Source organism: Cupriavidus sp. IDO, from assembly GCF_000812465.1.
Lineage (GTDB): Bacteria > Pseudomonadota > Gammaproteobacteria > Burkholderiales > Burkholderiaceae > Cupriavidus.
Genome location: NZ_JWMA01000165.1, coordinates 101,592 through 128,146, shown reverse-complemented (window position 1 = coordinate 128,146; position 26,555 = coordinate 101,592). Strand labels below are relative to the sequence as shown.

The 26,555-nt window shown below is 66.0% G+C and carries 27 protein-coding genes, 1 tRNA gene and 1 riboswitch; of the genes, 18 read left to right on the top strand and 10 right to left on the bottom strand.

What is annotated here, in order from left to right:
• Positions 1-75: 75 nt before the first annotated feature.
• Complete coding sequence (glyA, locus tag RM96_RS31020) at positions 76-1,323, bottom strand: serine hydroxymethyltransferase (RefSeq protein ID WP_039015558.1); 1,248 nt, start codon at positions 1,321-1,323, stop codon at positions 76-78.
• A gap of 137 nt (positions 1,324-1,460) precedes the next feature.
• A riboswitch (ZMP/ZTP riboswitch) is annotated at positions 1,461-1,561 on the bottom strand.
• A gap of 154 nt (positions 1,562-1,715) precedes the next feature.
• Between glyA and ybgC the strand changes: the two genes are divergently transcribed.
• The 11 genes from ybgC to RM96_RS30965 all read left to right on the top strand — a co-directional run bounded on the left by ybgC (position 1,716) and on the right by RM96_RS30965 (position 12,419).
• The gene (ybgC, locus tag RM96_RS31015; RefSeq protein ID WP_039015557.1) at positions 1,716-2,120 is read left to right on the top strand and encodes a tol-pal system-associated acyl-CoA thioesterase; all 405 of its coding nucleotides are present in this window, start codon (positions 1,716-1,718) and stop codon (positions 2,118-2,120) included.
• Positions 2,117-2,800 (top strand): protein TolQ, encoded by a 684-nt coding sequence (gene tolQ / locus RM96_RS31010; RefSeq protein WP_039015556.1) that lies wholly within the window; start codon positions 2,117-2,119, stop codon positions 2,798-2,800. Before ybgC ends, tolQ begins: the two co-directional genes overlap by 4 nt.
• A gap of 60 nt (positions 2,801-2,860) precedes the next feature.
• Complete coding sequence (tolR, locus tag RM96_RS31005; RefSeq protein WP_039015555.1) at positions 2,861-3,298, top strand: protein TolR; 438 nt, start codon at positions 2,861-2,863, stop codon at positions 3,296-3,298.
• Positions 3,299-3,367: 69 nt separating this feature from the next.
• Positions 3,368-4,411 carry a cell envelope integrity protein TolA gene (gene tolA, locus RM96_RS31000; RefSeq protein WP_052279849.1) on the top strand — a complete coding sequence of 348 codons (1,044 nt, stop codon included), beginning with the start codon at positions 3,368-3,370 and terminating at the stop codon, positions 4,409-4,411.
• A gap of 208 nt (positions 4,412-4,619) precedes the next feature.
• On the top strand, positions 4,620-5,972 hold the full coding sequence (gene tolB / locus RM96_RS30995) for a Tol-Pal system beta propeller repeat protein TolB (RefSeq protein ID WP_039015553.1): 1,353 nt from the start codon (positions 4,620-4,622) through the stop codon (positions 5,970-5,972).
• A gap of 15 nt (positions 5,973-5,987) precedes the next feature.
• Positions 5,988-6,497 carry a peptidoglycan-associated lipoprotein Pal gene (gene pal / locus RM96_RS30990; RefSeq protein WP_039015552.1) on the top strand — a complete coding sequence of 170 codons (510 nt, stop codon included), beginning with the start codon at positions 5,988-5,990 and terminating at the stop codon, positions 6,495-6,497.
• Positions 6,498-6,515: 18 nt separating this feature from the next.
• A complete protein-coding gene (ybgF, locus tag RM96_RS30985) occupies positions 6,516-7,274 on the top strand; it encodes a tol-pal system protein YbgF (RefSeq protein WP_039015551.1) in 759 nt (252 codons plus the stop codon).
• 122 nt (positions 7,275-7,396) lie between these two features.
• A complete protein-coding gene (gene queC, locus RM96_RS30980; RefSeq protein WP_039015550.1) occupies positions 7,397-8,080 on the top strand; it encodes a 7-cyano-7-deazaguanine synthase QueC in 684 nt (227 codons plus the stop codon).
• Positions 8,081-8,121: 41 nt separating this feature from the next.
• Complete coding sequence (locus RM96_RS30975; protein ID WP_039015549.1) at positions 8,122-9,237, top strand: YeeE/YedE family protein; 1,116 nt, start codon at positions 8,122-8,124, stop codon at positions 9,235-9,237.
• Between the two features lie 66 nt (positions 9,238-9,303).
• A tRNA-Lys gene (locus RM96_RS30970) sits at positions 9,304-9,379 on the top strand.
• 226 nt (positions 9,380-9,605) lie between these two features.
• Positions 9,606-12,419: an EAL domain-containing protein gene (locus tag RM96_RS30965; RefSeq protein ID WP_082016797.1), complete on the top strand. Its 2,814-nt coding sequence runs from the start codon at positions 9,606-9,608 to the stop codon at positions 12,417-12,419.
• Positions 12,420-12,433: 14 nt separating this feature from the next.
• Here the strand turns inward: RM96_RS30965 and RM96_RS30960 are convergent, their stop codons facing one another.
• The 3 genes from RM96_RS30960 to RM96_RS30950 all read right to left on the bottom strand — a co-directional run bounded on the left by RM96_RS30960 (position 12,434) and on the right by RM96_RS30950 (position 13,812).
• Positions 12,434-12,937 (bottom strand): DUF3318 domain-containing protein, encoded by a 504-nt coding sequence (locus RM96_RS30960; protein WP_039015548.1) that lies wholly within the window; start codon positions 12,935-12,937, stop codon positions 12,434-12,436.
• On the bottom strand, positions 12,934-13,314 hold the full coding sequence (locus tag RM96_RS30955) for a phage holin family protein (protein ID WP_039015547.1): 381 nt from the start codon (positions 13,312-13,314) through the stop codon (positions 12,934-12,936). The genes RM96_RS30960 and RM96_RS30955 overlap by 4 nt, the downstream gene beginning before the upstream one ends.
• Positions 13,315-13,485: 171 nt before the next feature.
• Entirely contained in the window at positions 13,486-13,812 is a 327-nt protein-coding gene (locus RM96_RS30950) for a DUF883 family protein (protein WP_193752557.1), read from the bottom strand.
• A gap of 246 nt (positions 13,813-14,058) precedes the next feature.
• Between RM96_RS30950 and RM96_RS30945 the strand changes: the two genes are divergently transcribed.
• Complete coding sequence (locus RM96_RS30945) at positions 14,059-14,697, top strand: peroxiredoxin (protein ID WP_039015546.1); 639 nt, start codon at positions 14,059-14,061, stop codon at positions 14,695-14,697.
• Positions 14,698-14,846: 149 nt separating this feature from the next.
• Here the strand turns inward: RM96_RS30945 and RM96_RS30940 are convergent, their stop codons facing one another.
• Positions 14,847-16,040, bottom strand: a complete 1,194-nt coding sequence (locus RM96_RS30940; RefSeq protein WP_039015545.1) for an acyl-CoA dehydrogenase — start codon at positions 16,038-16,040, stop codon at positions 14,847-14,849.
• 250 nt (positions 16,041-16,290) lie between these two features.
• Here RM96_RS30940 and RM96_RS30935 point away from each other — a divergent pair, with 250 nt between their 5' ends.
• Positions 16,291-17,085, top strand: coding sequence for an IclR family transcriptional regulator (locus RM96_RS30935; protein ID WP_039015544.1), 795 nt, complete (start codon positions 16,291-16,293; stop codon positions 17,083-17,085).
• A gap of 12 nt (positions 17,086-17,097) precedes the next feature.
• Here RM96_RS30935 and kynA read toward each other — a convergent pair whose 3' ends face one another.
• Genes kynA through kynB form a run of 3 tightly spaced genes read right to left on the bottom strand, consistent with a single transcriptional unit; the run spans position 17,098 to position 19,939 of the window.
• Entirely contained in the window at positions 17,098-17,973 is an 876-nt protein-coding gene (gene kynA / locus RM96_RS30930) for a tryptophan 2,3-dioxygenase (RefSeq protein ID WP_039015543.1), read from the bottom strand.
• Between the two features lie 12 nt (positions 17,974-17,985).
• Positions 17,986-19,242 carry a kynureninase gene (kynU, locus tag RM96_RS30925; RefSeq protein WP_039015542.1) on the bottom strand — a complete coding sequence of 419 codons (1,257 nt, stop codon included), beginning with the start codon at positions 19,240-19,242 and terminating at the stop codon, positions 17,986-17,988.
• Positions 19,243-19,279: 37 nt separating this feature from the next.
• Positions 19,280-19,939 (bottom strand): arylformamidase, encoded by a 660-nt coding sequence (kynB, locus tag RM96_RS30920; protein WP_039015541.1) that lies wholly within the window; start codon positions 19,937-19,939, stop codon positions 19,280-19,282.
• Positions 19,940-20,093: 154 nt separating this feature from the next.
• Here kynB and RM96_RS30915 point away from each other — a divergent pair, with 154 nt between their 5' ends.
• On the top strand, positions 20,094-20,576 hold the full coding sequence (locus RM96_RS30915) for an Lrp/AsnC family transcriptional regulator (RefSeq protein ID WP_039015540.1): 483 nt from the start codon (positions 20,094-20,096) through the stop codon (positions 20,574-20,576).
• Here RM96_RS30915 and RM96_RS30910 read toward each other — a convergent pair.
• On the bottom strand, positions 20,573-21,019 hold the full coding sequence (locus tag RM96_RS30910; protein ID WP_039015539.1) for a MarR family winged helix-turn-helix transcriptional regulator: 447 nt from the start codon (positions 21,017-21,019) through the stop codon (positions 20,573-20,575). The two genes, RM96_RS30915 and RM96_RS30910, sit on opposite strands and share 4 nt — an antisense overlap.
• A 27-nt stretch (positions 21,020-21,046) precedes the next feature.
• Positions 21,047-21,607 (bottom strand): flavin reductase family protein, encoded by a 561-nt coding sequence (locus RM96_RS30905; RefSeq protein ID WP_039015538.1) that lies wholly within the window; start codon positions 21,605-21,607, stop codon positions 21,047-21,049.
• A gap of 149 nt (positions 21,608-21,756) precedes the next feature.
• Here RM96_RS30905 and RM96_RS30900 point away from each other — a divergent pair, with 149 nt between their 5' ends.
• The 4 genes from RM96_RS30900 (at position 21,757) to RM96_RS30885 (ending at position 26,507) form a co-directional block, all read left to right on the top strand.
• On the top strand, positions 21,757-22,827 hold the full coding sequence (locus RM96_RS30900; protein ID WP_039015537.1) for a hypothetical protein: 1,071 nt from the start codon (positions 21,757-21,759) through the stop codon (positions 22,825-22,827).
• Positions 22,824-23,642: an alpha/beta fold hydrolase gene (locus RM96_RS30895; protein ID WP_039015536.1), complete on the top strand. Its 819-nt coding sequence runs from the start codon at positions 22,824-22,826 to the stop codon at positions 23,640-23,642. The genes RM96_RS30900 and RM96_RS30895 overlap by 4 nt, the downstream gene beginning before the upstream one ends.
• 94 nt (positions 23,643-23,736) lie before the next feature.
• Positions 23,737-24,981 (top strand): acyl-CoA dehydrogenase family protein, encoded by a 1,245-nt coding sequence (locus tag RM96_RS30890; RefSeq protein ID WP_039015535.1) that lies wholly within the window; start codon positions 23,737-23,739, stop codon positions 24,979-24,981.
• Positions 24,978-26,507, top strand: coding sequence for a class I adenylate-forming enzyme family protein (locus tag RM96_RS30885; protein ID WP_052279848.1), 1,530 nt, complete (start codon positions 24,978-24,980; stop codon positions 26,505-26,507). The genes RM96_RS30890 and RM96_RS30885 overlap by 4 nt, the downstream gene beginning before the upstream one ends.
• Positions 26,508-26,555: the final 48 nt, after the last annotated feature.

The window sequence follows — 26,555 nt, the reverse complement described above, 5'->3', positions numbered from 1 at the left end:
GACGCCCGCAAGCCATACCTGAGGGGCAGGCTTGCGGGGCTGCCGGCCACCCTCGGGGAGGGCGGCCTCGATGCATCAGCCGTAGACCGGGAAACGCTTGGTCAGGGCCGCGACCTGCTCGCGCACGGCGGCGATGTTGCCTTCGTCATGCGGGTTGTCCAGCACGTCGGCGATCAGGTTGCCGACGATGCGGGCTTCTTCTTCCTGGAAGCCGCGCGTGGTCATGGCCGGGGAGCCCAGGCGGATGCCCGAGGTGACGAACGGCTTTTCCGGATCGTTGGGAATGGCGTTCTTGTTGACCGTGATATGCGCGTCGCCCAGGATCTTCTCGGCTTCCTTGCCGGTGATGTTCTTGGCGCGCAGGTCGACCAGCATCACGTGGCTTTCGGTGCGGCCGGAGACGATGCGCAGGCCACGCGCGATCAGGGTTTCGGCCAGCACGTCGGCGTTCTTCACCACTTGCGCCTGGTAGGCCTTGAACTCGGGGGTCAGCGCTTCCTTGAAGGCCACGGCCTTGCCGGCGATGACGTGCATCAGCGGGCCGCCCTGGATGCCGGGGAAGATGGCCGAGTTGATGGCCTTCTCGTGCTCGGCCTTCATCAGGATCACGCCACCGCGCGGGCCGCGCAGGCTCTTGTGGGTGGTGGTGGTGACGAAGTCGGCGTGCGGGACCGGGTTCGGGTAGACGCCCGCGGCGATCAGGCCGGCGTAGTGGGCCATGTCGACCATGAAATAGGCGCCGATCGACTTGGCCACCTTGCCGATGCGCTCGAAGTCGATGCGCAGGGCGAAGGCCGACGCGCCGGCGATGATCAGCTTGGGCTTCTTCTCGATGGCCAGCTTTTCCAGGGCGTCGTAGTCGATGTCTTCCTTGGCGTTCAGGCCATAGCTGACCACGTTGAACCACTTGCCGCTCATGTTCAGGGCCATGCCGTGGGTCAGGTGACCGCCTTCGGCCAGGCTCATGCCCATGATGGTGTCGCCCGGCTTCAGCACGGCGAAATACACGCCCTGGTTGGCCTGCGAGCCCGAGTTGGGCTGCACGTTGGCGGCTTCGGCGCCGAACAGCTGCTTGACGCGGTCGATGGCGAGCTGCTCGACCATGTCAACAAATTCGCAACCACCGTAGTAGCGCTTGCCGGGATAGCCCTCGGCGTACTTGTTGGTCAGTTGCGAACCTTGCGCGGCCATCACGGCCGGCGAGGTGTAGTTTTCGGAAGCGATCAGTTCAATATGGTCTTCCTGGCGCTGGTTTTCCTTCTGGATAGCGGCAAAGACCTCGGGGTCGATCTGGTCGATCGTATAGCGGCTGCGTTCGAACATGGCGAAACTCGTCTGAAAAAGGGGATTCCGATTGGTGCATCGGGGTAGGGCGCGCGGGGAAGGCATCGGCGACCGGCACCGGCCGGCAACCCGTTCTGACGGGTTGGCAAGTCGGCACAGGGCGCACCCTGCTTCCCATTCGCTGCCCAGGCGAGCGGCAGGCGTTTGAACTTCACGCCAGAGAACTTGCGCTTCCTCGTGGTAGTACCCACTGACATCGCCAGTCGCGCAAGGTGGAATGGTTGGCCGCAGTTTATCGCGAGGCAGGGATTTGCCGCAAGCCACAGGCCCTGCCCGCAAAGCCAGGCCTGGCCTGGCCGGCAACTTGCTGTTGCAAAGTCGTCCTGCGGGTTAACACCGAACGGGCCATTGTCTCCGTTACAATCGCGGCCATGACAAACTTTGTCTGGACCCTGCGGGTGTACTGGGAAGACACCGACGCGGGTGGCGTAGTGTTCTACGCCAACTACCTCAAGTTCTTCGAGCGCGCCCGCACCGAGTGGCTGCGCTCGCTCGGTATCGAACAGCAGGCGCTGGCCGACGAGGCCGGCGTGGTCTTTATCGTCCGCAGCACTGCAGTGGACTACAATGCGCCCGCCCGGCTGGACGACCAGCTCGATATCCGTACACGCATCGAGCGGGTGGGGCCGGCGTCGGTCCAGTTCGCCCAGGAAGCGTGGCGCGGAGATCTCCTGCTGGCAACCGGCGCCATCCGCGTTGGCTGTGTAGACCGAAGCACTTTCCGTCCTGCGCCCATTCCCGCCCCTGTCCTAGCAACCATCAAGACCGCTCGATGAATCCCGTGACCGTCACGCAAGACCTGTCGATCATTTCGCTGGTGCTTCACGCCAGCCTGCTTGCGCAGGCCGTCATGGCGCTGTTGCTCGTCATGTCCCTGTTTTCGTGGACGTATATCTTCCGCAAGCACCTGGCGCTGCGTTCCGCGCGCACCCAGACGGAAGGATTCGAACGCGATTTCTGGGCGGGCGGCGATCTGCAGGCGCTCTATAACAGTGCCGTGAACAACCGCCACAATACCGGCGCGCTGGAGCGGATCTTCGAATCGGGCATGGGCGAATTCCTGAAGGCACGCGAGCGCGGCAATGAAGCCGGCGCGCTGCTCGATGCGGCCCGCCGCGCCATGCGCGCGGCCTACCAGCGCGAGATGGACGTGCTCGAATCCCACCTGCCGTTCCTGGCTTCGGTGGGTTCGGTGAGCCCGTATATCGGCCTGTTCGGCACGGTGTGGGGGATCATGAATGCTTTCCGCGGGCTGTCGAATGTGCAGCAGGCGACGCTTGCATCGGTGGCGCCCGGCATTGCCGAAGCGCTCGTGGCCACGGCCATCGGCCTGTTTGCAGCCATTCCGGCGGTGATTGCGTACAACCGCTATGCCACCGAAATCGACCGCCTGGCGATCCGTTTCGAAAGCTTCATGGAAGAATTCCTGAACATCCTGCAACGGCAGACCCGCTAACCGAATCAGATAGGAACGATCCGGCCTGGCGGTCGGATCAACGTCCCAGGAGCACCTGCAATGGCAGCCATTCAGCGTCGCGGCGGCTCGCGCCGTCGTGCCAGCGCCGAGATCAACGTCGTGCCTTACATCGACGTGATGCTCGTGCTGCTGGTCATCTTCATGGTGGCGGCTCCGATCGTGAGCCCCGCGGTGGTCGACCTCCCGACCGTGGCCAACGCCACGCCGCAACAGAAGGCCCCGCCGATCGTCGTGACCGTAAACGAGAGCGGCGTCCTGACCGCGCGCGGCAAGGACAACGCCGGCAATGCATTCGAGCACAAGCTCGACAAGCAGGGCCTGCTCGACTTCGTCCACCAGCGCCAGAACGAGAACCCGGACCAGCCGGTGGTGATCGCCGCCGACCGCTCGGTCAAGTATGAATCCGTGCTGGACGTGATGTCCGTGCTCAAGGCCGATGGCATCAAGCGCGTCGGCCTGATGGTGAAGTCCAAGTAGTCCCCGTCGATCTCGTCAATTCCGCCAATCCCGTCGCGTGACACGCCCAACCGATTGCCGCCGCGCCCAATGAAGACCGCCGCCTATCCTTATCAGCCGGTAAAGGAGCGGGGAACCATGCGTTCCTTCCTGCTCGCGCTCTTCATGCACGTGCTGCTGGCCATCCTGCTTTATTACGGCGTGCGCTGGCAGAGCAGCACGCCCGTCGGTGCCGAGGCCGAGCTGTGGGAAGAGATTCCCGCCACGACCGCGCCGCCACCTCCGCCGCCGCCCGAGCCCGTGGTGCAGCCGCGGCCGGTGCCGCCTGCGCCCGAGGTAAAGAGCAAGGTCGAGGACGAAGCCGACATCGCGCTCGAGCGGCAGAAGCGCCGTGCCGCCGAGCAGGCCGCCCGCGATGAGGCAGCGCGCAAGGAAGCAGAGGCCGCGCGCAAGGACGCGGCACGCAAGGAGGCTGACCGCAAGGAAGCCGAGCGTAAGGCCGCGGATCGCAAGGAGGCCGAACGCCAGGAGGCGCTGCGCAAGGAAGACCAGCGCAAGGAAGAGGCGACGAAGAAGGCGGCGCAGGAACAGCAGCACAAGGAACAGGCAGAGCGCGACCGCAAGGAAGCCGACGCGAAGGCCAGGGCGGACGCGAAGGCGCAGGCCGACGCCAGGGCAAGGGCTGACGCCGAAGCGAAGGCCAAGGCCAAGGCGGATGCCGACGCGAAGGCCAGGCGCGAAGCGGCGGCCAATGCACAGCGCAAGAGCGAACTGGCGCGCCTGCAGGCGCTGGCCGGCGGCTCCGGTGCCGGTGGCGGTGGTGTGGGCAATACCGCTGGCGCGGGTGCCGGCGGCGGTGGCAAGGCGTCGCCTGGCTATGCCGACCGCGTGCGTCGCCGCGTGAAGCCGAATATCGTCTTTACCGAGGACGTGCCGGGCAATCCGAGTGCTGTCGTCTCGGTGCAACTGGCGCCGGACGGCTCGCTGATGTCGGCACGCCTGAGCAAGTCCAGCGGCAACTCCGCGTGGGACAATGCCGTGCTGCGTGCCGTGGAGCGATCGGACCCGCTGCCGCGCGACGAGAATGGCAAGGCACCGGCCACCTTCACCATCACCTTCCGTCCGAAGGACTGAGTGACCCGGGCGCCATGATTTGCAACATTATGCAACCTTCATCGCCGGGCGCCGGTCCCACCGCTACCATGTTAGGTTGCCTGACGCAGCCGGCAGTGTGCAATTCGCACGCAGAACGGGCATGCGCCATGCGCAGTAGTGCTGGTTCTGCCCGTTTTGCCGATTGCCTGCCGTGCCCGATGAAACTTGTAATCGACTGAGGAGCAGCATGCGAAAGCTTTGGGCCCCCAACTGGCAGTCCGCGAGGCGCCAATCCGCAAATCAACAGGTCAGCCGCCTTGTCGGCCGACGCGCCCTGATGGCCTGGCTGGCCGCGGCGCTGGCCATGTCCGCAGGTGCCGCGCAGGCACAGCTGAACGTTGAGATCTCCGGCGTTGGCTCCAGCCAGTTTCCGGTCGCAACGGCCAACTTCCAGGGCGAGGCACAAGCCCCGCAGAACCTGACCGCCATCATCCGCAGCGACCTGCAACGCAGTGGCCGCTTCCGCAACGTGGATCCGGGCGGCGCCACCGTCGCCGAATCCGCCAATGTCGACCTGGGCAGCTGGAAGACGCGCGGTGCCGATGCCTTCGTGGCCGGCAGCGTCACGCCGTCGGGCAACGGCCAGTACGACGTGCGCTTCCGCCTCTACGACACCGTCAAGGGCCAAAGCCTGGGCGGCCTGGCGTTCAACGTGAGCCAGAGCCAGCTGCGCGTGACGGGCCACAAGATTGCTGACTATATCTACGAGAAGCTGCTGGGCGAGCGCGGCGTGTTTGCCACGCGCCTATCGTACGTGTCTCGCGTGGGCGGCCGCTACCAGCTGCTGATTTCCGACTCGGACGGCCAGAACTCGCAGATCGCGCTGACCAGCAACGAGCCGATCATCTCGCCGTCGTGGTCGCCGGATGGCCGCCGCGTGGCCTATGTTTCCTTCGAAGCCAAGAAGCCGGTGGTGTACGTGCACGACCTGGCCACGGGCCGCCGCACGCTGGTGTCGAACCAGAAGGGCAACAACAGCGCCCCGTCGTGGTCGCCGGACGGCCAGCACCTGGCCCTGGCCCTGTCGCGCGACGGCAATACGCAGGTCTACCAGGTGAATGCGGATGGCTCCGGCATTCACCGCCTGAGCCGCAGCAGCGCCATCGACACCGAGCCGCAATACTCGCCTGACGGCAAGAGCATCTACTTCACCAGCGACCGTGGCGGCGCGCCGCAGATCTACCGCATGCCGGCTTCGGGCGAAGAGGGCGGCGGTGCGCAGCGCGTGACCTTCAAGGGCAGCTACAACGTGAGCCCGCGGATCTCGCCGGACGGCAAGTCGCTTGCCTATATCACTCGTGCGGGCGGCTTCAAGCTGCAGCTGCAGGATCTGTCCAACGGCGATGTGACCTCGCTGACCGACACGGCCAACGACGAAGCCCCGAGCTTCGCGGCCAACGGCAAGTACATCCTCTATGCCACCCGCGTGGGAGGCCGCGCGGTGCTGGCAGCGGTTTCCACTGACGGGCGCACCCGGCAGGTTCTGTCCCTCCAGTCCGGCGACGTTCGCGAGCCGTCCTGGGGTCCTTTCATGCAATAACAGGAGCCACTCACCATGCCCCAACTGATGACCAAAACCCTCGCCGTTGCCGCTCTGCTTGCCCTCGGTGCCTGCAGCTCCGGCGTGAAGCTGGATGACACCGCCAACGCGGGTGCCAAGGGCGGCGCCGGTACCGACGCCCGCACCGTCACGCCGGTGAACGTAGCGAATGACCCGCTGAACGACCCGAACAGCCCGCTGGCCAAGCGCAGCGTGTACTTCGACTTCGACAGCTACAGCGTCAAGCAGGACTATCAGGGCATGCTGACCGAGCACGCCAAGTACCTGGGCTCCAACAAGGGCCGCAAGATCCTGATCCAGGGCAACACCGACGAACGCGGCACCAGCGAGTACAACCTCGCGCTGGGCCAGAAGCGTGCCGAAGCCGTGCGCCGTTCGCTGGGCTCGATGGGCGTGCCTGACAGCCAGATGGAAGCCGTGAGCCTGGGCAAGGAAAAGCCGAAGGCCAGCGGTCACGATGAAGCCTCGTGGGCAGAGAACCGCCGCGCGGACATCAACTACTGATCTGCGGACAGCCAATCCATGAAAGCACGCGTTTCCACCCTGTTGTGGCTCGCCGCCGTCTCCGGCGGCGGCATGTTGCCGCTTACCCAGGTGCATGCTGGCGTTTTCGACGATGACGAAGCGCGTCGCGCGGTCATTACCCTGCGCGACCAGTTCAACGGTTTCCAGGCGACCGCGACGCAGCGCATCGAGCAGAACAGCCGCACCACGCTTGACATGCAGAACCAGCTCGAAGGTCTGCGCCAGGAAGTGGCGCGTCTGCGCGGCCAGAATGAGGTGTTGCAGAACACCGTGGATACGCTGCAGAAGCAGCAGAAGGACTACTACGCTGACCTGGATGCGCGCCTGAAGAAATTCGAGCCGCAGCAGGTCACCGTAGATGGCCGCGAAGGACTGTCGCAGCCGAACGAGAAGCCCGAGTACGACGCCGCCCTCAAGCAGTTCCAGGCCGGCGATTTCAAGAGCGCGGGCAGTTCCTTCTCGGGGTTTATCAAGAAGTATCCGCAGAGCCCGTACCTGCCGCTGGCGCAGTTCTGGCTCGGCAACTCGCTGTATGCCCAGCGCGACTACAAGGGGTCGACGGCGGTCCTGCAGAACATGCTCCAGGCCAACCCGACCCATCCGAAGGCGCCGGATGCGATGATCGCGATCGCCAACAACCAGCTCGAATCGGGCCAGAAGGCCGCGGCCCGCAAGACGCTGGAGCAGGTGGTGGCCAAGTATCCCGGCACCGAGGGCGCCCAGGCTGCGAGCAACCGGCTGAAGAGCCTGAAGTAAGCCGTCCGGCTGTGCCTCCGACTGCAAGGCCCGCGTTCAGCGGGCCTTTTTCTTGTGTCGCGCTAAAATAACTGATTCGCCTGAATTTTTTGCGCGCTGCCCGGGCGGCGCGCCTTGCAATCATGACCAAACGCGCCATCGTCCTGCTATCCGGCGGACTCGACTCCGCCACCGTACTTGCCATGGCCAAGGCACAGGGTTTCGAGACCTATGCCCTGTCGATGCGCTATGGCCAGCGCCATTCATCCGAGCTGGAAGCCGCCAAACGCGTGGCCGGCGCGCTCGGCGCGGTGCGCCACGAGATCGTCGACCTCGACCTGCGCCGCTTCGGCGGTTCCGCGCTGACCGACGACACCCTCGACGTGCCGACCGATGGTGCGTCCGTGGGCATCCCGATCACCTACGTGCCGGCGCGCAATACCATCATGCTGTCGCTGGCGCTCGGCTGGGCCGAGGCCGTCGGCGGCCGCGACCTGTTCTTCGGCGCCAACGCGGTCGACTACTCGGGCTATCCGGACTGCCGCCCGGAATACGTGGCGGCGTATGAAACGCTCGCCAACCTTGCGACCAAGGCCGGTGTCGAGGGCGACCGCTTCCGCGTGCATGCGCCCATCATCGACATGACCAAGGGCGAGATCATCCGCGCCGGCATCCGCCTGGGCGTCGACTACAGCCTCACGGTATCGTGCTACCAGGCCGACGACGATGGCCGCGCCTGCGGCGTATGCGATTCCTGCCGGATCCGCCGAGCCGGTTTCGAAGCCGCCGGCGTGCCTGACCCGACCCGCTACCAGAGCGCCGCCTGAGCACCGCCTGGCCGCAGTTTTCGCCCGCAACCGCCCCCGACATGCCTGAAATCGATATTGCCGCGCTCTCGCGCACCGTGCTGCTGAGCACGTTTGTCCTGACCTTCCTGTTCGGCGCGGTCCTGCAGCGCACGCACTTCTGCACCATGGGTGCGGTCTCGGATGTCGTCAACATGGGCGACTGGAGCCGCATGCGCATGTGGGGCCTGGCGATCGGCGTGGCCATGATCGGCACCGGCGTGCTGGCCTGGGCCGGCCAGATCGACCCGACCAAGACCATCTATGCGGCCAGCAAGCTGAGCTGGTTGTCCGCGCTGGTGGGCGGCCTGATGTTCGGCTTCGGCATGGTGCTGGCGTCGGGCTGCGGCAGCAAGACGCTGGTGCGCATCGGTGCCGGCAACCTGAAGTCGGTGGTGGTGTTTGTCTTCCTCGGGCTGTCCGCGTACATGACGCTGCGCGGCCTGTTCGGCGTGGTGCGGGTCAACACCGTGGATGCGGTATCGCTGACGCTGCCGACGACGCAGGATCTGCCTTCGCTGCTTGCACAGGGCACAGGCGTTGCGCGCGGTGCGCTGCAGATGTGGCTGGCGCTGCTGCTCGGCGGCGCGCTGGTGGTCTGGGCGCTGGCCGCGCGCAACTTCCGCTCCTTCGACAACCTCCTTGGCGGCATTGCGGTCGGGCTGATCATCGTGGGCATGTGGTACGTGTCGGGCCATATCGGCTATGTGGCCGAGGATCCCAATACGCTGGAAGAGCTCTTCGCCGCCACCAACAGCGGTCGCATGGAGAGCCTCAGCTTCGTCGCGCCTTACGCCTATACGCTCGACTGGCTGATGATGTTCAGCGACAAGAGCAAGGTTCTGACCATCGGCATCGTCAGCGTCATCGGCGTGATCGCCGGCGCGGCGATCTATGCGCTGGCGACGCGCACCTTCCGCTGGGAAGGGTTCGGCAATGCAGAGGACGTGGCCAATCACATGGTAGGCGGCATCCTGATGGGCGCCGGCGGCGTGACGGCGCTGGGCTGCACGGTGGGGCAGGGGCTGTCGGGCGTGTCGACACTGGCCATCGGCTCCTTCATCGCGCTTGCGGGTATCCTCACCGGTGCGGTGCTGGCGTTCCGCTACCAGATATGGCGTCTGGAGCGCATGGTTTAGCCGGGGCCCATGTGCAGGCTTGACACGCCGAGAAGGGTATCCCTATAATCGCGGTTCTGTTTTTTCGGGTCGTTAGCTCAGTCGGTAGAGCAGCGGACTTTTAATCCGTTGGTCGCGTGTTCGAGTCACGCACGACCCACCAGTATTTCAAAAAGGCCTCGCAGGAATCTGCGAGGCCTTTTTCATTTGCGCATCCGTGGCGATGGGGCGCTGCGGGCTGCCGCGCGTTGCCGCATTAACTATTTCGAGTTAGAGACTTCGCCCGCGCCGCGCAGGACAATGGGACAGCCGCGCCGCCTCCGGCGCGGCCCTCACACAGAGCCGGCAGCCAGCCGGCCGGGGTCCCTATGCGGCAAACAGGCGTTTCCTTGCCGGCCAGTGGGCATGTATTGCGCATCATCTGGCCGTTCGTTCCTGTTGTTGTTGCGCTGGCGCTGTTCAGCATCGCCAGTCTCGACCTGCTTTCCGCGGCGCGTGCGTTTGTTGCCGGCGAGAGCCAGTGGTCCAAGGGACAGAAGAACGCCGTCATGCACCTGCTGCGCTACGGCGAGTATCGCAACCCGGCCGATTTCGCCGCCTACCTGGCCGCCATCGCGATTCCCCTGGGCGACCATCAGGCACGGGTGGAGCTGGACCGCGACCAGCCCGATTTCGATCGGGCCCGGGCGGGCCTGAGCGCCGGTGGCAATCATGCTGACGACATTCCGGGCATGATCCGGCTCTACCGCAATTTCCGCAACATCGAGGAAGTCGATGCCGCCATCCGCGTATGGGCGGCCGGCGACCTCGAGATCGGCGCGCTGCATGCCCAGGCGCTTGCGCTGCACCGCCTTGCCGCGCAGCCCGATTGCGGCAAGCGCTGCGTCGAGCCGATCCTGCGCAGCATTGTCGAGATCGACGGCCGGCTGACACCGCTCGAACTTGCGTTTTCGGACAATCTTGGCCAGGCGTCGCGCCGGGTCACGCGGCTGCTGACAACCGGCAGCGCGGTGGCGGCGGCGGCGTTGCTGCTGTCGGCGATCCTGCTGTCGCAAGGCAGGCTGCGGCGCGAACACAGGCTGCGCGAGGCCCTGGCGTTGAGCGAAGAGCAACTGCAACTGGCCGTGGGCGGCAGCAATGACGGCCTGTGGGACTGGCACCTGGAACGCGGCGAACTCTATTTCTCGCCGCGATGCGCGCAGATGCTCGGCTTTGCGCCGGACGAGCTGCCGCACGCGCGCGAGACCGTGCTGGGGCTGTTGCATCCATCCGATCACTGCGCCTTCGAAGAAAAGCTCACCAGGTATCTGCGCAGCGGCAAGCCCTACGATGCCGAGTTCCGTCTGCGCACCCGCAGTGGCGACTACCTGTGGGTCCGCGCGCGTGGACGCATGGTGCGAGGCGCCAGGCGGCGGCACGCGCGCATGGCCGGCTCACTTTCCGATATTTCCGACAACAAGCGCTACGAGGCGCAGCTGTTTGCCGAGAAGGAACGCGCGCAGGTCACCCTGCAGGCCATCGGCGATGCGGTGGTCACCACGGACGTCTGGGGGAGGGTCGGCTCGCTGAATCCGGCGGCGGAGGCGCTGACCGGATGGCGCGAGGACGAGGCCGTGGGCCTGCCGCTTGCCCAGGTCTGTGTGCTGGAGGAGGAGGGCAGCAAGGTGCCGGTGCCGGATCTCGTTACGCTGGGTTTGCAGCAGCACTGGCCAAATCAGACCTTGCTGCTGGTGCGGCGCGGTGGGCCTCCTGTCGCGGTCAAGGCATCGGTGTCCCTGATCCGGGACCGGGCGGCACAGGTGATCGGCGTGGTGGTGGTGCTGCATGATGTCAGCCAGGAGCGCGCGCATGCCGCGCAGTTGATCTACGAGGCCAGTCATGACGCGCTGACCGGGCTGGTCAACCGCGCGGAATTCGAGCGGCGCCTGGCCGCCGCGCTGGCACGCCCGCGCGATGAAGGCCGCATGCACAGCCTGATGTACCTGGATCTCGACCAGTTCAAGGTCGTCAACGATACCTGCGGACACGCCGCTGGCGATGAACTGATCCGGCAGATGGCAGAGCTCATGCGCAGCCAGCTGCGCAAGGGCGATACGCTGGCGCGCCTGGGCGGCGACGAATTCGGCATCCTGCTGGAGCATTGCGTTGGCGCAGACAGCGAGCGCGTGGCGGAAGCGCTGCGCCGCGCGATTTCCGGCTTCCGCTTCGTGCACAGGCAGCGCACGTTCACGCTGGGAGTCAGCATCGGCCTGGTGGCGCTCGACGGGCACGCCGGCGGGGTGGCCGAGGCGCTCAGCGCTGCCGATGCCGCCTGCTACATGGCCAAGGAATGCGGCCGCAACCGGGTGCAGGTCTACCATCCGCACGATAGCGTGGTGCGGATGCGGCACGGCGAGATGGAATGGGTGAGCCGCGTCCATTCAGCGCTTGCCGCGGGACGCTTCTGCCTGTACGCGCAGGAGATTGTCCCGCTACAGGACGATGGCGGAGCGGGGCGGCATGTCGAGCTGTTGTTGCGCATGGTCGGCGAGCGTGGGCAGCTGGTGCCGCCGATGGCATTCGTGCCGGCCTGCGAACGCTATAACCTGATGCCGATGATCGACCGGTGGGTGGTGGAAACGGCGTTCGCCACGCTGGCGAGCGGGTGTGCCGGCGATATCGCGACTTGCGCGATCAACCTGTCGGGATCGTCGTTGGCGGACATCCACTTTCCGGAGTTCGTGCGCGAGCAGGCGGAGCGTGCCGGCGTTGCGCTGAGCACGATCTGTTTCGAGGTCACCGAAACGGCGGCCATTGGCAACCTGGCGCAGGCCGCCAGCTTTATCGAGCAACTGCAGCGGCTGGGCTGCAGTTTCGCGCTCGATGACTTCGGTGCTGGCATGGCGTCGTTCACCTACCTCAAGCATCTGCCGGCGGCCTACCTGAAGATCGACGGCAGTTTTGTGCGGGAGATGCTGGACGACCCGGTCAATCTGGTGATGGTGGAGGTGATCCAGCGCATCGGGCACGCCATGGGCAAGAAGACTATCGCCGAATTTGTCGAAAGCGAGGCGATGCTGGTGCGGCTACGCGAACTGGGCGTGGACCTGGCGCAGGGCCATCACATCGGCCTGCCGGTCCCGTTTTCCTTGGGCAACGTGCATGCTGTCCACGCAGTGCACAGGCAGGACGGCGAAGCCCCGCTGGCGATTGCCGCCCGGTAATCCGGGCGCGAGCGTCAGCGAACCAGCGGATCGCGGAATCCGGTATCGACGGCGGGTGCGCCGCTGACGGGGGCGGAACCCGCGCTTGCCGGAGGAACAGCCTGGCTCTTTGCTTCGCGCCAGGTGTTGTAGGCCCAGTAGGCGGCGCCAGCCACGAGCCCGACCTTCGACAGTTTCCACGTCCACCGCAGAACCGGCGTGCGCTTTACCAGCGGCAGTGCCAGCGTGAGCGCCGTGCTGACGAGCGGGTAGTCGTGTGCCAGGCCAAGGACTTTGGTCCACGAGCCCGGGCGAAAAATGCGCGGAAGCCAGCTACCAAGGCTGCCAAGCCGGCGGGCACCGCCCCGGACCTGGTGCAGTGCCTGGTAGCAATCGTGGCGTTCCAGCGCCGCGCGGGTCAGCAGCAGTTCCTTGCGCACAGCCAGCGGCAGGCGTACTTCGCGCGAAAAGCGCACGGGCCGCGCATGCTCGCGGCGACGCGCTTCGGCGCCTTCCAGGGATTCGGGTGGCGTGCTCATCGGCGCAGGATCTCCCGGTCTTTGTCGATTTCGGCGAGCGTGGCTTCGAACAGCGGCGGGGCGTTGCGCACCAGGTGGCGTGCGAATGCCAGGCAGCCGGCGCACAGCAGTAGGTAGACCAGCGTCAGCCCGGTAAGGGCCTGCCAGCGGTAGGTGTCCCAGAACAGGATGGCGATCAGCGCGGTCAGCGTCAGCAGTGCCAGGCCGAAGAAGACCAGGCCAAAGCACGCCAGCAAACCGACCTTCATCAGCCGGGTGCGCTCCTCGGCAAGCTCGACGCTGGCCAGTTCAAGGCGAGTCTGGACCATTGCCACCAGCGAGCCGGTCAGGTTGCGCAGGGACTCGAAAAACTTGGGGGAGGCGGTGGGTTCGCTCATGCGGCTCCGGCGAGCAAGCAATGTGCCGGCGCTTGCCGGGCACACGTTCAGCGGACGCAGCCTAGGCCCGCGGCGCGAGGGCCGCGGGCCCGGGCCACTGGCATCTCCCTCATCTGATGCTGGGCGATACCGTGATGGAAGCGGCGCACGCGCGCCGCGGTGTTGCCTGGATTACTTGCGGTTCAGCAGTAGGCCGATCAGCAGGCCAACGCCGGCTGCCACGCCAACGGCGCGCCACGGGTGGTCATGCACGTAGTCGTCGGTTGCGCGGGCAGCAGCCTTGCTCTTTGTCACCACGGCGTCTTGCAGGTCCTGGGCCTTTTCTTTTGCCTGCTTCAGCAGGCCCATGCCACGCTCGCGCAGTTCGGCAGCTTTTTCGCCGGTGGTCGAGGCCGCTTGCTTAAGCAGTTCTTCGGCGTCGGACAGAACGGTCTTGACATCGCTCATCAGTTTCTCCTGTTTGCGGGCGGTTGGTTCGGATTGTGCGGATTCTGACATTTTGCCTTCCTCGCGTGGCTAACGGCATTTCTTGTCTGTTACTTAGCATATGTGGCAGGCCACCGTGGTTTCAAGACCACGTCGCCGGCAAGGGCAAGTTAGGACAAGTGCGCGGGAAGTGGCTCAGGCGAACGGCAACAAATGTCGTTATGACTTCGAGTGATTTTGTAGTGACTTTATATTCGTTTGGGTTGGATATCAATCCGATTACTCTGGTTCCACTCGTTTTTTCTCAGGAGACAGAGCATGGCATTGCGTCTTGGCGATATCGCCCCCGACTTCGAGCAGGACTCGAGCGAAGGCCGCATCCGGTTTCATGAGTGGTTGGGCGAAGGCTGGGGCGTGCTGTTCTCGCATCCCGCCGACTATACGCCGGTGTGCACTACGGAGCTGGGCCTGACGGCGAAGCTGAAGGACGAATTCGCGCGCCGCGGCGTCAAGGCCATTGCGCTGTCGGTCGATGGCGTGGACTCGCACCACGGCTGGATCCGGGACATCAACGAAACGCAGTCGACCACGGTGAACTTCCCGATCCTGGCCGACGGAGACCGCAAGGTTTCGCAGCTCTACGACATGATCCACCCGAACGCTAGCGAAACGCTGACCGTCCGCTCGCTGTTCATCATCGATCCGAAGAAGAAGGTGCGCCTGATCATCACGTATCCGGCCAGCACCGGCCGCAATTTCAATGAAATCCTGCGCGTGATCGACTCGCTTCAGCTGACCGACAACCACAGCGTGGCCACGCCGGGCAACTGGCAGGATGGCGATGACGTGGTGATCGTGCCGTCGCTGAAGGACGAGGCAGCGATTCGCGAGAAGTTTCCGAAGGGCTACAAGGCCGTGCGGCCCTATCTGCGGCTCACTCCGCAACCCAACAAATGAACGCGGCCCCGCATGAAGGCGGGGCCGGCGTGAACCACAGGTGTTTTATCGACGGGGGCAGCCTCGTCGTCTCCTTGGTAGTGTGCTTGGCCCGGCTGTGAAGCCGGGCTTTTTTACGTCTGCAGCACCCGGGCAATGCCCGGCCAGGATCAGAAGAAGGCCTGGATGCCGGTCTGGGCGCGGCCCAGGATCAGCGCGTGGATGTCGTGCGTGCCTTCGTAGGTGTTGACCACTTCCAGGTTCACCACGTGGCGGATCACGCCGAACTCGTCCGAGATGCCGTTGCCACCCAGCATGTCGCGCGCCACGCGGGCAATGTCCAGCGACTTGCCGCACGAGTTGCGCTTCATGATCGAGGTGATCTCCACCGCGGCGGTGCCTTCGTCCTTCATGCGGCCCAGGCGCAGGCAGCCCTGCAGGCCCAGCGTGATCTCGGTCTGCATGTCGGCGAGCTTCTTCTGCACCAGCTGCGTGGCGGCCAGCGGGCGGCCGAACTGCTTGCGGTCCAGCGTGTACTGGCGGGCGGTGTGCCAGCAGAATTCGGCGGCGCCGAGCGCGCCCCAGGCGATGCCGTAGCGGGCCGAGTTCAGGCAGGTGAACGGGCCCTTCAGGCCGCTTACGCCCGGCATCAGGTTCTCTTCCGGCACGAATACCTGGTCCAGCACGATTTCGCCGGTGATCGAGGTACGCAGGCCGACCTTGCCATGGATGGCCGGTGCGCTCAGGCCCTTCCAGCCCTTTTCCAGGATGAAGCCGCGGATGGCTTCCTTGCCGTCGTCGCCTTGCAGCTTGGCCCACACCACGAACACGTCGGCGATTGGCGAGTTGGTGATCCACATCTTGGCGCCGGTCAGCTCGTAGCCGCCGTCGACCTTCTTCGCGCGGGTGACCATCGAGCCGGGGTCGGAGCCGTGGTTCGGCTCGGTCAGGCCGAAGCAGCCGATCCACTCGCCGGTGGCCAGCTTGGGCAGGTACTTCTGCTTTTGCGCTTCGCTGCCGAATTCATGGATCGGCACCATCACTAGCGAAGACTGCACGCTCATCATCGAGCGGTAGCCCGAATCCACACGCTCCACTTCACGCGCGATCAGGCCGTAGCTCACATAGTTCAGGCCAGGGCCGCCGTATTGCTCGGGGATGGTCGGGCCCAGCAGGCCGAGTTCGCCCATCTCGCGGAAGATCTCCACGTCGGTCTTTTCATTGCGGAACGACTGCAATACGCGCGGCATCAGCTTGTCCTGGCTGTATGCCGCGGCTGCGTCGCGCACCATGCGTTCTTCGGCGGTCAGTTGCTGATCCAGCAACAGGGGGTCGGCCCAGTGGAATTCGGCGTTGGCAGCCATGCAGGTCTCCTTCGGTAGAGCGGTGTGATCGACGGCCGGCGTCATGTGATGTCGCGTGCCGGTCCGGCATTTCCGGGAAAAGTGGTGGAACTGGCAAGAAACCGGTGAGAATTCTTGGTTCCGCATTGCGGAACTGTGTTCCGTTGAATTAGTATATCGCAATGCGTTTGCCGTGCAATAGGGAATCTAGGCCAATCCGGATTGCCTTGTGCGATGAGCGGACATTCACGGCGCCCGCCAGGAGACACTAATGACCAGTCATCCACTTCCGCCGCCACCGGCGCGTGAGAGCGATCCGAATTTCGTCACCGCGCTGGCGCGCGGGCTGGAGCTGCTGCGTTGCTTTCGCACCGGCGAGGCCATGCTGGGCAACCAGGATTTCGTGCGCCGTACCGGCTTTCCCAAAGCCACGGTCAGCCGGCTGGCCGGCACGCTGGTCCAGCTGGGCTACCTGCGCTATGACGAGAGCCTGGGCAAATACGCGCTGGACGCGGGCGTGCTGGCGCTCGGCTATTCGTATTTGTCGGCGTCGGACGTAGTTGCGCTGGCGCGGCCGCATATGCTGGCGTTTGCGCAGTCATACGGCGTGTCGGTGTCGCTCGGCAAGCGCGAGCGGATGGAGGTGATCTACCTGGAGTCGATCCGTAACGACGCTGGCGTCATGCTGGGCCTGGGCGTGGGATCGCGCCTGTCGCTGGTATCGAGTTCGATGGGGCGCGCCTACCTGGCGGCGCTGCCGCCGGCCAGGCGCGAGCGGGTGCTGGCCGAATTCAGCCAGGCATTTCCGGAACAGTGGAGGCAGCAGGAGGCACCGCTGCGCGCTGCGCTGGCGGAGGCGGAGACCCGCGGCTATTCCGCCTCGTTCCGCGACTGGCACCCGGCCATCCATGCCTGCGCAGTGGCATTCCGGCCGGTGGGAGAGAAGGAGCCGCACATGCTCAGTTGCAGCGCCTCATATGGCACCGTGGCGGAATCGGTTTTTCATGAGACCCTTGCCCCGGCACTGCAGGCGCTGGCCGCCAGGTTGTCGGCCCCGGCGGCCTAAACGCGAACGGTCTCAAAGGTCCGTGCGCAGCTTCCACAGTTCCGGGAACAGCACCACGTCCAGCATCTTGCGCAGATAGCTGACGCCTTCGGTGCCGCCGGTGCCGCGCTTGAAGCCGATCACGCGCTCGACCGTGGTCACATGGCGGAAGCGCCATTGGCGGAACGAGTCTTCCAGGTCGACGAACTTCTCGCCGAGTTCGTACAGCTCCCAGTGCGCCGACGGATTGCGATACACCTCCAGCCACGCCGCTTCGACCGAAGCGTTGTAGGCCGTTGGCTGGGTCCAGTCTCGCTCCACGCACGCCGCATCGATGGCAAAGCCGCGGCGCGCCATCAGCCGGATCGCTTCGTCATACATCGACGGCGTGTTCAGCGCGGTTTCCACCAGCGCCAGATGCTCGGGCCGGTGCGCGTGGGGCTTCAGCATGGACGCGTTCTTGTTGCCAAGGATGAACTCGATCTCGCGATACTGGTACGACTGGAAGCCCGACGACATGCCCAGGTAGGGCCGCATGGCCGAGTACTCCGGCGGCGTCATCGTCGCCAGCACGTTCCACGCCTGCACCAGCTGGTCCATGATGCGCGACACGCGCGTGAGCATCTTGAACGCCGGCGGCAGGTGATCGTCCTTCACCGACTCGCGCGCCGCGCGCAGCTCGTGCAGCATCAGCTTCATCCACAGCTCGGTGGTCTGGTGCTGCACGATGAAGAGCATCTCGTTGTGATCCGGCGAGAGCGGGTGCTGCGCGCTCAGGATCTGGTCCAGGCCGAGATAGTCGCCATAGCTCATGTCCCTGGCGAAATCCATCTGCGCGCCGTGCCAGCTGCCGTCTTGCTCCGCCTTGGCGCCTGCGCCCGACATCGGGCAACCCTTGAATTCACTCATGATGCGCTCCGCTCAGGTCACCGTGCTGCGCTTCAGGAAGCGCTCGTCGCGGAAGCTGCCGGAATCCAGCACATCGCGCAGGATTTCGACGGCGTCCCACACTTCAGTAAAGCTCGTATAGAGCGGCGTGAAGCCGAACCGGATGATGCGCGGCTCGCGGTAGTCGCCGATCACGCCGCGTTCGATCAGGGCCTGCATCACGGCATAGCCTTCCGGATGCTCGAAACTGACCTGGCTGCCGCGGCGGGCGTGATCGCGCGGCGTGACCAGCGTGAGCGGATGATGGCCGCAGCGGGACTCGACCAGCTCGATGAACAGGTCGGTCAGCAGCAATGACTTGGCGCGCAGCACCTGCATATTGGTCTGGGCGAAGATGTCCAGGCCGCATTCCACCATCGCCATCGAGGTGACCGGCTGCGTGCCGCACAGGAAGCGGCGCACGCCGTCGACCGGGCGGTATTGCGGTTCCATCGCGAACGGCGCGGCATGGCCCCACCAGCCCGACAGCGGCTGCCAGAAGGCATCGCGCAGTGCGGGAGCAACCCACACGAAGGCCGGCGAACCCGGGCCGCCGTTGAGGTACTTGTAGGTGCAGCCGATCGCGTAGTCGGCTTTCGACGCATTCAGCGCGACCGGCACTGCCCCGGCGGAATGGCACAGGTCCCACACGGTCAGCACGCCGCGCGCATGGGCGAGTTCGGTCAGGCCTGCCATGTCGAGCATTTCGCCGCTCTTGTAGTTGACGTGCGTGAGCATCAGCACGGCGGTGTCGGCGCCCACGGCGGCGTCGATCTCCGCCGGCGAGTTCACCAGGCGCAGGGAATAGCCTTGCTGCAGCAGGTCGGCCAGGCCCTGGGCGATATACAGGTCGGTGGGGAAATTGCTGGCTTCCGACACGATCACCTTGCGCGACGGATCGCGCGTCTGCTGCACGCGCACGGCGGCGGCCAGCACCTTGAACAGGTTGATCGAGGTGGTGTCGGTGACGACCACCTCGTTCTCGCCAGCGCCGACCAGCGGCGCCAGCTTGTTGCCCAGCCGCTGCGGCAGCTCGAACCAGCCGGCGGTGTTCCAGCTGCGGATCAGGCCGACGCCCCATTCTTCGCTCACCACTTCGGCGGCACGGGCGGCCGAGGCGCGCGGACGGGCGCCCAGCGAATTGCCATCGAGATAGATCACGCCGTCGGGAAGCGCGAACTGGTCGCGCAATGCGCGCAGGGGATCATGCAGGTCGAGCGATTCACATTGCTCGCGGGTCTGTGTGGTCATGTCTGAATGTGCAATTGGGTGCGGGGGATTGTGGAATTCAGGCCAGACTGCGCAGCACGGCGCGCACCGGGCTGGCGTCCAGCCCGGCGAAGCGCAGCGGCAGCGCGATCAGTTCGTAGTCGGCCTCGGGGACTTCGTCGAGGACGATGCCTTCGAGGATCGCCAGCCCATGGCGCCGCACGGCGTTGTGGGCGTCCATGGTCTTCGATTCCTGCGGGTCCAGCGACGGCGTGTCGATGCCGACCAGTTTCACGCCATGCGCGGCGAGAAGGGCAATCGTCTCGGCGGCTACCGCGCAAAAGCCGGAGTCCCATTGCTCGACCGGCGCGCGCCGATAGGTGCGCAGCAATACGCGCGGCGGAACACCAGCCAGCGCGTGTTCGACGTGATGCGGGGCGACCACCGGCGAGGCGCCGATGCAATGGATCACGCGGCACGGTCCCAGGTAGGGTTCCAGCCCCACGGCGCCGATCGGTGCGCCGTCGGCCGCGTAGTGCAGCGGCGCATCGGCATGGGCGCCGGTGTGCGGCGACAGTGTGATGCGCCCGACGTTGACGGGGCAGTGCTCATCCATCTGCCACGCTGCTTCCTGCTGGAACGGCGTGTCGCCCGGCCATACGGGGGTGGCGGGGGAAAGCATAGGGCTGATGTCCCACAACTTGCGGGCGTCGGCCGGATGGGCGGGGCGATTTGTCATGTTGGCCGCGGCTTTGTGAGATGCCGCTGGTGTCTTCCTCGATGACGGCATGATAGTCAAAATCCCCGGCAAGAGGCTTGCGAAATCAGCTGTGTACAGGCCGTGCTTTCGCATAGAATTCGAAGATTCAAGGGCAAATAGAAGGAAAATTCGAATGAACCTCGATCCGACGGATTTGCGCATCCTGACCTGCCTGCAGGAGAACGGGCGCATCAGCAATCAGGACCTGGCGGATCGCGTGGCCCTGTCGCCGTCGGCGTGCCTGCGGCGCGTGCGCTTGCTGGAAGAGGCGGGCGTGATTGGCGGCTATCGCGCCTGGTTCGATGCCGAGCGGCTGGGACTGGAGCTGGAGGCAATCGTGCAGGTGTCGATGCGGCACGATGTGGAGGGCTGGCACGACACATTCATCGAGGCCGTGCAGTCCTGGCCGGAAGTGCTGTCGGCCTACATCATCACCGGCGACAGCAACTACATCCTGCGCGTGCAGGCGCGCAACCTGAAGCACTACTCCGATTTCATCGTGAACCGGCTGTACCGTACCAAGGGCGTGATGGACATCCGCTCGAACATCGTGCTGCAGCGGATCAAGGTCGACAGCTCGCCGCTGGCGGTGCTGAAGGCGGGCGAGGCAGACTAGCGCTGCGTGTGCAGCGCAATCAGCTTGCGCAGCGTTTCCTTGAGCAGCGCGCCTTGCTGCGGCCCGAAGTCCTCCAGCACGGCCTGCTCATGCTGAGCGGCCTCAGCCAGCAGCGGCAATACCACTTCGCGCCCGCGCGCCGTAATGGAAATCAGCGCGTGGCGGCGGTCTTCCAGGCCGGGGCGGCGCGCGACCAGCCCATCCGCCGCCATGCGGTCGATCAGCTTGGTCAGCGTGGGCTGCTTGGTCAGGGTGATTTCGGCGAGGGTGCCGATGGTGCACTCCTCACGGTCGGCCAGCGTGGCCAGCACGCGCCATTCGGGAATGGACAGCCCGCTGGCTGCAACCTGGCGGTGGAACTCGCCCGAGATCAGGTGGCTGGCCCGCGCCAGCAGGTAGGCGAGATAGCCGTCGACAAAGGGCTGGGAGGGCCGGTCTGCCATGATCGCCTGATCGTTTGTCGGGGGCGCTCAGTCTTCCAGCGGCGTGGTGGTGGAAAAGACGCCACCCTGGAATACCAGCGGGTGACCGCCGCTGTCGAGCACGCCGCAGCGTTCGACTTCGCCGACGAAGATCACATGGTCGCCTTCGTCATAGCGGCTGCGGTTATGGCATTCGAACCAGGCCAGCGCGTTGGCCAGGATCGGCAGGCCGGTGGCTGACAATCGGTAATCGACACCGGCAAAGCGGTCACCCTTCAGCGTGGCAAAACGCTGGCACAGGTCGATTTGCGATGCAGAAAGCACATTGATGATGTAGTGCGAGCCGTCGCGGAACATCGGCAGGCTGTTGGCACGCGTGGCCATGCTCCACAGCACCAGCGGCGGATCCAGTGAAACCGAGTTGAACGAGCTGGCGGTGATGCCGACAAACGGCGGCCCACCGGCAGCAACAGCGCCGTCACTGGCGCGCGTGGTGATGACCGTCACCCCGGTCGCAAACTGCGACAGGGTGCGGCGGAACTGCTGCGTATCGAAATCGGGGGCGGCGGCATTGCCGACGAACTGTGGCCGGGCCTCAGGCATGCCCATCGCGGGGGCTCCACTGGAGTTCATGAAATTTCATATATATTATTCGCGCCAGGGCCTCGAATCACAAGCAAAAGCTGGTGCACTGTGCCGACGGGATCGGTGGCCGGCGCACAAAGCAAACACGCCCTGCCGTACAGGAGGAGACAACCATGCTCATCGAGCAGATCGAACACCGCTGGCTGGCGGCGTTCCGGCGCACCCTGGAACTCTGTGCCTTGTCGGGCACGGAAGTTGTTGGAATTGTAACGGAGTCGCAATCCCGCAGCGTCAACGTGGAGTTGGCGGAACTGGCGGTCCAGTCGCTGGGGGCCACCCCGGTCCGCATCCGCATTCCCACCCCCGCACTGAGCGCGCCGGCGCCGGTCCGCTCCACCGGCGCCAGCGATGCCCTGCAAGGCCTGGCGCCCGTGGTCGCGGCGCTGTCACGCTGCCATCTGGTGCTGGACTGCACGGTCGAAGGCCTGCTCCACGCGCCCGAACTGCCGCTGATCCTGCGCGGCGCCGACGGCATCGTGCCGCGGATGCTGATGGTCAGCAACGAACATCCCGAAATCCTGGAACGCTGCCAGCTGGATCCGGCGCTGGAAGGCACCGTGCGTGCCGCCATGAGGCGCCTGCGCGGCGCGCGCGAGATGCGCGTGCATTCGGCCGCCGGCACCGAGCTGCGCATCGGGCTGGCCAATGCGCGCGTGGGCGGCGTCTGGGGCTTCTGCAACAAGCCGGGGCAGGTCTCCCACTGGCCGGGCGGGTTGTGCCTGGCGTTCCCGGCCAGCCGGCAGGTCAACGGCACGCTGGTGCTGGCGCCCGGCGACGTCAATCTCACCTTCAAGACCTACCTGCGCGACACCGTCGTCTGCCATGTCGAGGACGACTACATCGTCGGCATCGAAGGGCAGGGCATGGACGTCGACATGATGCGCGGCTACTACGAAGCCTGGGCAAACCGCGAGGGCAACCGCGACGCGTACGCGGTCTCGCACGTCGGCTGGGGCCTGAACCCGCTGGCGCGCTGGGACGCCATGACCTTCTACGACAAGCGCGACTGCAACGGCACCGAGTTGCGCGCCTTCGCCGGCAACTTCCTGTTCTCGACCGGCGCCAACGAAGTTGCGGGCCGCCACACGCTGGGTCACTTCGACCTGCCGCTGCGCAACTGCACGGTCTCGCTCGATGGCCGCAATGAGGTGGAGGAAGGCAGGCTGGTGGAGGGGCAGGCATGAGTGCGCCCGTGGTTTTGCGGCATCCCAACGGCATGGGTACGCTTGCGTGGGGCGACGGCCCGGTCGCGGTCGTCATGTTGCATGGCATCGGCGGCGGCAAGGCCGCATGGCCGGCGCAGGGCGAGGCGCTGGCGCAGGCCGGCTATCGCGCCGTGGCCTGGGATATGCCCGGCTACGGCGACAGCGCCATGATCAACCCCTATGACTTCGACGGCCTGGCGAGCGCGCTGCAACCGCTGTTGCAGGCCGAGCGCGATGCCGGCCGCCGCGTGGTGCTGCTTGGCCACAGCATGGGCGGCATGGTCGCGCAGCAGGCCTGCGCCACCACGCCGGCATTGATCGACGGCATGGTGCTGTCCGGCACCTCGCCCGCCTTCGGCAAGGGCGACGGGCAATGGCAGCGCGACTTCGTGGCTGCGCGCACGGCGCCACTCGACGCCGGCAAGAGCATGGCGGAAATGGCGCAGGGACTGGTCCGCACGATGGTCGCGCCCGATGCCGATGCGCAGGCCGTGGCCTTTGCCACTGCCGTGATGGCGGCGGTTCCGGCGGCAACGTATCGCGCCGCGCTTGGCGCGCTGGTGCGCTTCAACCAGCGCGACGCGCTGACTCGAATCGCCGTGCCGGTGCTGGCGCTTGCCGGCGAGCATGACAGCAATGCCGCGCCCGAGGTGATGGCGCGGATGGCGCAACGCATTCCGGGCGCCGAGTACGTGTGCCTGCCCGATGTAGGTCATCTGGCCTGCATGGAGCGCCCGGCGCCGTTCAACGACGCCGTGCTCGATTTCCTGCGCCGGCATTTCCCCGTGCACTGAACTCGCGCTCCGCTGCGTCGGCAGGCGAGGCGCGGCGGGAACAAGAACGATATCCGCGCCGACCCGCAGGTGATGGCGCACTGGAGACTGCGACATGCCACTCGATTTCATCCCCGCCGTCGGCACCGCCGATTTCTCGGACCAGCAGGTGCGCCTGCTGACGCTGGTCAATCAGCTCGGACGTGAGAACTTCGCGCCGCGCGCCGCGCAATGGGACCGCGAGGCGAGCTTCCCGTTCGCCAACTACGACGACCTGCGCGGCGCGGGCCTGCTGGCGCTGTGCGTGCCGAAGGCCTTCGGCGGCGAGGGCGCGGATTTTGCCACCTATTGCATGGTGGGCGCGGAGATCGGCCGCTACTGCGGCGCGACCGCGCTGACCTACAACATGCACATCTGCTCGACGATGTGGACGGGCATGCTGTCGGACGGCATCGGGATGACAGCGGAACAGCGGGCCGAGCACGAAGCCCGCCGCGAGTTGCATTTCGCGCGCGTGGTGCGCGACGGCGCGGTCTATGCCCAGCCGTTCTCGGAAGGCTCGGCGGCGGCGGCCGGCAAGGCGCCGTTCGGCACCACCGCGCGCAAGGTCGACGGCGGCTGGGTGCTCAATGGCCGCAAGATCTTCGCGTCGCTGTCTGGCGCCGCCGACTACTACGGCATTCTTTGCACCGAGGACCGCGGCGACCAGCATCCGGACATGCGCGATACGCTGTATATCGCCGTTCCGGGCAAGGCGCCGGGCCTCACCGTCGCGGGCGAGTGGGACCCGATGGGCATGCGCGGCACGGTGTCGCGCACGCTGCTGCTCAAGGACGTGTTCGTACCCGACCAGGAGCAGCTGATGCCGCGCGGCGTCTACTTCAAGGCGGCGCAGACCTGGCCGGCGATGTTCTTCACGCTGTCGCCCACCTACCTCGGCGTGGCGCAGGCCGCCTACGATTTCACCGTGCAGTACCTGCGCGGAGAAGTCCCCGGCCAGCCGCCGGTGAAGCGCCGCATGTACCCGACCAAGCAGATCGCGGTGGCGCAGATGCGCATCCAGCTGGAGAACATGCGTTCGATCTTCTGGCGCGTCATTCATGAGGCGAAGCCGAACCCGACCAAGGACGAACGGATGCGCCTGTACGCGGCGCACTATTCAGTGATGGAGGGCGCCAACGATATCGCGCGCCTCGCCATTCGTACTTGCGGCGGACAATCGATGCTGAAGGACCTGCCGCTGGAACGCCTCTATCGCGATTCGCGCTGCGGTGCGCTGATGCTGCCGTGGACGGCCGAACTGATCCTTGACCGCATGGGCCGCGAAACGCTGTACGAATCCGGCGAGCGCGACGAATGAGCGGTGCCCTGCGCCCCGGGGCCGCCGGTCTTGGCACCTTGCCGGCCTTGCTGTACCGGCATGCCAGCGAGACAACACGGCGCCCGGCACTTCAGTACCTGGGCCGTACGTTCTCCTACGGAAAGCTGTGGCGGCGCGTGGAGCGCGTGTCCGCACACCTGGCCGGCACGTGGGGCATCCAGCCCGGCGATCGCGTCGGTACGCTGAGCCTCAACCACGAGCTGCAGCTGGCGATGCTGTTTGCCTGCGCACGCATCGGGGCGATGTTCGTGCCGATGAATTTCAGGCTGGCGGTGCCGGAATTGCGTGCCATCGCGGAGCATGCCGGCTTGCGCGCGATCTTTCACGATGATTCCCACGCGGACATGGCCAGTGCCGTCGCGAGCGGGAAAGCCGCATGCGCGCACATCGACCGCCTGATCGCGCAGCCGGCCCCGTTCGGCCTCGCTTTCGCGCCCGTGCCCGACGATGCGCCGGTGCTGCTTGCCTACACCTCGGGCACCACGGGCAAGCCAAAGGGCGCGGTGCACACGCAGGCGGGCCTGCTGGCCAATGCGCGGGCGAGCTGGTGGGCGCATGGCATGCGCGCGGATGACCACATCCTGTCGGTGCTGCCGATGTTTCATGTCGGCGGCCTGTGCATCCAGACGCTGCCGGCATTGCTGGCCGGTGCGCAGGTGACGCTGCACGACCGCTTCACCCCGGGCGGCTGGCTCGACGCCGTGGCGCGGCAGCGGCCGACGCTGTCGCTGATGGTCCCGGCGACGCTGCGCGCGGTGCTGGAACACCCGGATTGGGCCGATGCCGACCTGTCATCGCTGCGCGGCGTGATGGCGGGTTCGTCGACCATCCCGCTCGCCTATATCGAAGCCTTCCACGCGCGCGGCGTGCCGCTCGGGCAAGTCTATGGCGCCACCGAGACCGGGCCGGTGTCCGTGGTGCTGCGGCTCGATCAGGCGATGGCCCGGCCGGGCTACGCGGGCTGGCCGCAGCCCGAGGCGGAAGTGCGGCTGGTCGGCGCGGATGGCGAGGAAGTGCCGCAGGGCGCGGTCGGCGAGCTGTGGGTGCGCGGTGCCAACGTGATGCAGGGCTACTGGGCGCGGCAGGATGCCAGCTTCGTGGATGGCTGGTTCCATTCGGGCGACCTGGCGCACCGGGACGCCGACGGCTGCATCGAAGTGGTTGGCCGCAGCAAGGACATGATCATCTCCGGTGGCGAGAATATCTACCCGGCCGAGATCGAGAACGTGCTGGTCGGCATGCCCGGTGTGCAGGAGTGTGCCGTGGTGGGCGTGCCGGACCCGCGCTGGGGCGAGGTGCCGGTAGCCGTGATCGTGCCGGCGCCGGGTGCCGACCGTGCCGCGCTGGAGGGCGTCATCCTGCGCGAGGCGCTGGCCGAACGCGTGGCCCGCTTCAAGCTGCCGCGCGAGGTGGTGCTGCTCGACGACATGCCCCGCAGCGCCCTTGGCAAGGTGCTCAAGCCACAGTTGCGGGCCATGCTGGAGGCGCGCCAGCCCGCACGGTGAGGTCTCCCCCGCGCTTTCCGCAAGCACGACTGCAGTTCTGCGCTTATG

Excerpts from the sequence above, each read along its gene's own strand:
- kynU (WP_039015542.1), bottom strand. The coding sequence starts at position 19,242 with ATGACCACACAGACCCGCGAGCAATGTGAATCGCTCGACCTGCATGAT.
- tolR (WP_039015555.1), top strand. The coding sequence starts at position 2,861 with ATGGCAGCCATTCAGCGTCGCGGCGGCTCGCGCCGTCGTGCCAGCGCC.
- RM96_RS30945 (WP_039015546.1), top strand. The coding sequence starts at position 14,059 with ATGGCATTGCGTCTTGGCGATATCGCCCCCGACTTCGAGCAGGACTCG.
- kynB (WP_039015541.1), bottom strand. The coding sequence starts at position 19,939 with ATGACAAATCGCCCCGCCCATCCGGCCGACGCCCGCAAGTTGTGGGAC.
- RM96_RS30935 (WP_039015544.1), top strand. The coding sequence starts at position 16,291 with ATGACCAGTCATCCACTTCCGCCGCCACCGGCGCGTGAGAGCGATCCG.
- RM96_RS30895 (WP_039015536.1), top strand. The coding sequence starts at position 22,824 with ATGAGTGCGCCCGTGGTTTTGCGGCATCCCAACGGCATGGGTACGCTT.
- tolA (WP_052279849.1), top strand. The coding sequence starts at position 3,368 with ATGAAGACCGCCGCCTATCCTTATCAGCCGGTAAAGGAGCGGGGAACC.
- tolQ (WP_039015556.1), top strand. The coding sequence starts at position 2,117 with ATGAATCCCGTGACCGTCACGCAAGACCTGTCGATCATTTCGCTGGTG.
- tolB (WP_039015553.1), top strand. The coding sequence starts at position 4,620 with ATGCGAAAGCTTTGGGCCCCCAACTGGCAGTCCGCGAGGCGCCAATCC.
- RM96_RS30900 (WP_039015537.1), top strand. The coding sequence starts at position 21,757 with ATGCTCATCGAGCAGATCGAACACCGCTGGCTGGCGGCGTTCCGGCGC.
- pal (WP_039015552.1), top strand. The coding sequence starts at position 5,988 with ATGCCCCAACTGATGACCAAAACCCTCGCCGTTGCCGCTCTGCTTGCC.
- queC (WP_039015550.1), top strand. The coding sequence starts at position 7,397 with ATGACCAAACGCGCCATCGTCCTGCTATCCGGCGGACTCGACTCCGCC.
- RM96_RS30975 (WP_039015549.1), top strand. The coding sequence starts at position 8,122 with ATGCCTGAAATCGATATTGCCGCGCTCTCGCGCACCGTGCTGCTGAGC.
- ybgF (WP_039015551.1), top strand. The coding sequence starts at position 6,516 with ATGAAAGCACGCGTTTCCACCCTGTTGTGGCTCGCCGCCGTCTCCGGC.
- RM96_RS30915 (WP_039015540.1), top strand. The coding sequence starts at position 20,094 with ATGAACCTCGATCCGACGGATTTGCGCATCCTGACCTGCCTGCAGGAG.
- ybgC (WP_039015557.1), top strand. The coding sequence starts at position 1,716 with ATGACAAACTTTGTCTGGACCCTGCGGGTGTACTGGGAAGACACCGAC.
- RM96_RS30960 (WP_039015548.1), bottom strand. The coding sequence starts at position 12,937 with ATGAGCACGCCACCCGAATCCCTGGAAGGCGCCGAAGCGCGTCGCCGC.
- RM96_RS30910 (WP_039015539.1), bottom strand. The coding sequence starts at position 21,019 with ATGGCAGACCGGCCCTCCCAGCCCTTTGTCGACGGCTATCTCGCCTAC.
- RM96_RS30950 (WP_193752557.1), bottom strand. The coding sequence starts at position 13,812 with ATGTCAGAATCCGCACAATCCGAACCAACCGCCCGCAAACAGGAGAAA.
- glyA (WP_039015558.1), bottom strand. The coding sequence starts at position 1,323 with ATGTTCGAACGCAGCCGCTATACGATCGACCAGATCGACCCCGAGGTC.
- RM96_RS30955 (WP_039015547.1), bottom strand. The coding sequence starts at position 13,314 with ATGAGCGAACCCACCGCCTCCCCCAAGTTTTTCGAGTCCCTGCGCAAC.
- RM96_RS30940 (WP_039015545.1), bottom strand. The coding sequence starts at position 16,040 with ATGGCTGCCAACGCCGAATTCCACTGGGCCGACCCCCTGTTGCTGGAT.
- RM96_RS30885 (WP_052279848.1), top strand. The coding sequence starts at position 24,978 with ATGAGCGGTGCCCTGCGCCCCGGGGCCGCCGGTCTTGGCACCTTGCCG.
- RM96_RS30905 (WP_039015538.1), bottom strand. The coding sequence starts at position 21,607 with ATGGGCATGCCTGAGGCCCGGCCACAGTTCGTCGGCAATGCCGCCGCC.
- kynA (WP_039015543.1), bottom strand. The coding sequence starts at position 17,973 with ATGAGTGAATTCAAGGGTTGCCCGATGTCGGGCGCAGGCGCCAAGGCG.
- RM96_RS30890 (WP_039015535.1), top strand. The coding sequence starts at position 23,737 with ATGCCACTCGATTTCATCCCCGCCGTCGGCACCGCCGATTTCTCGGAC.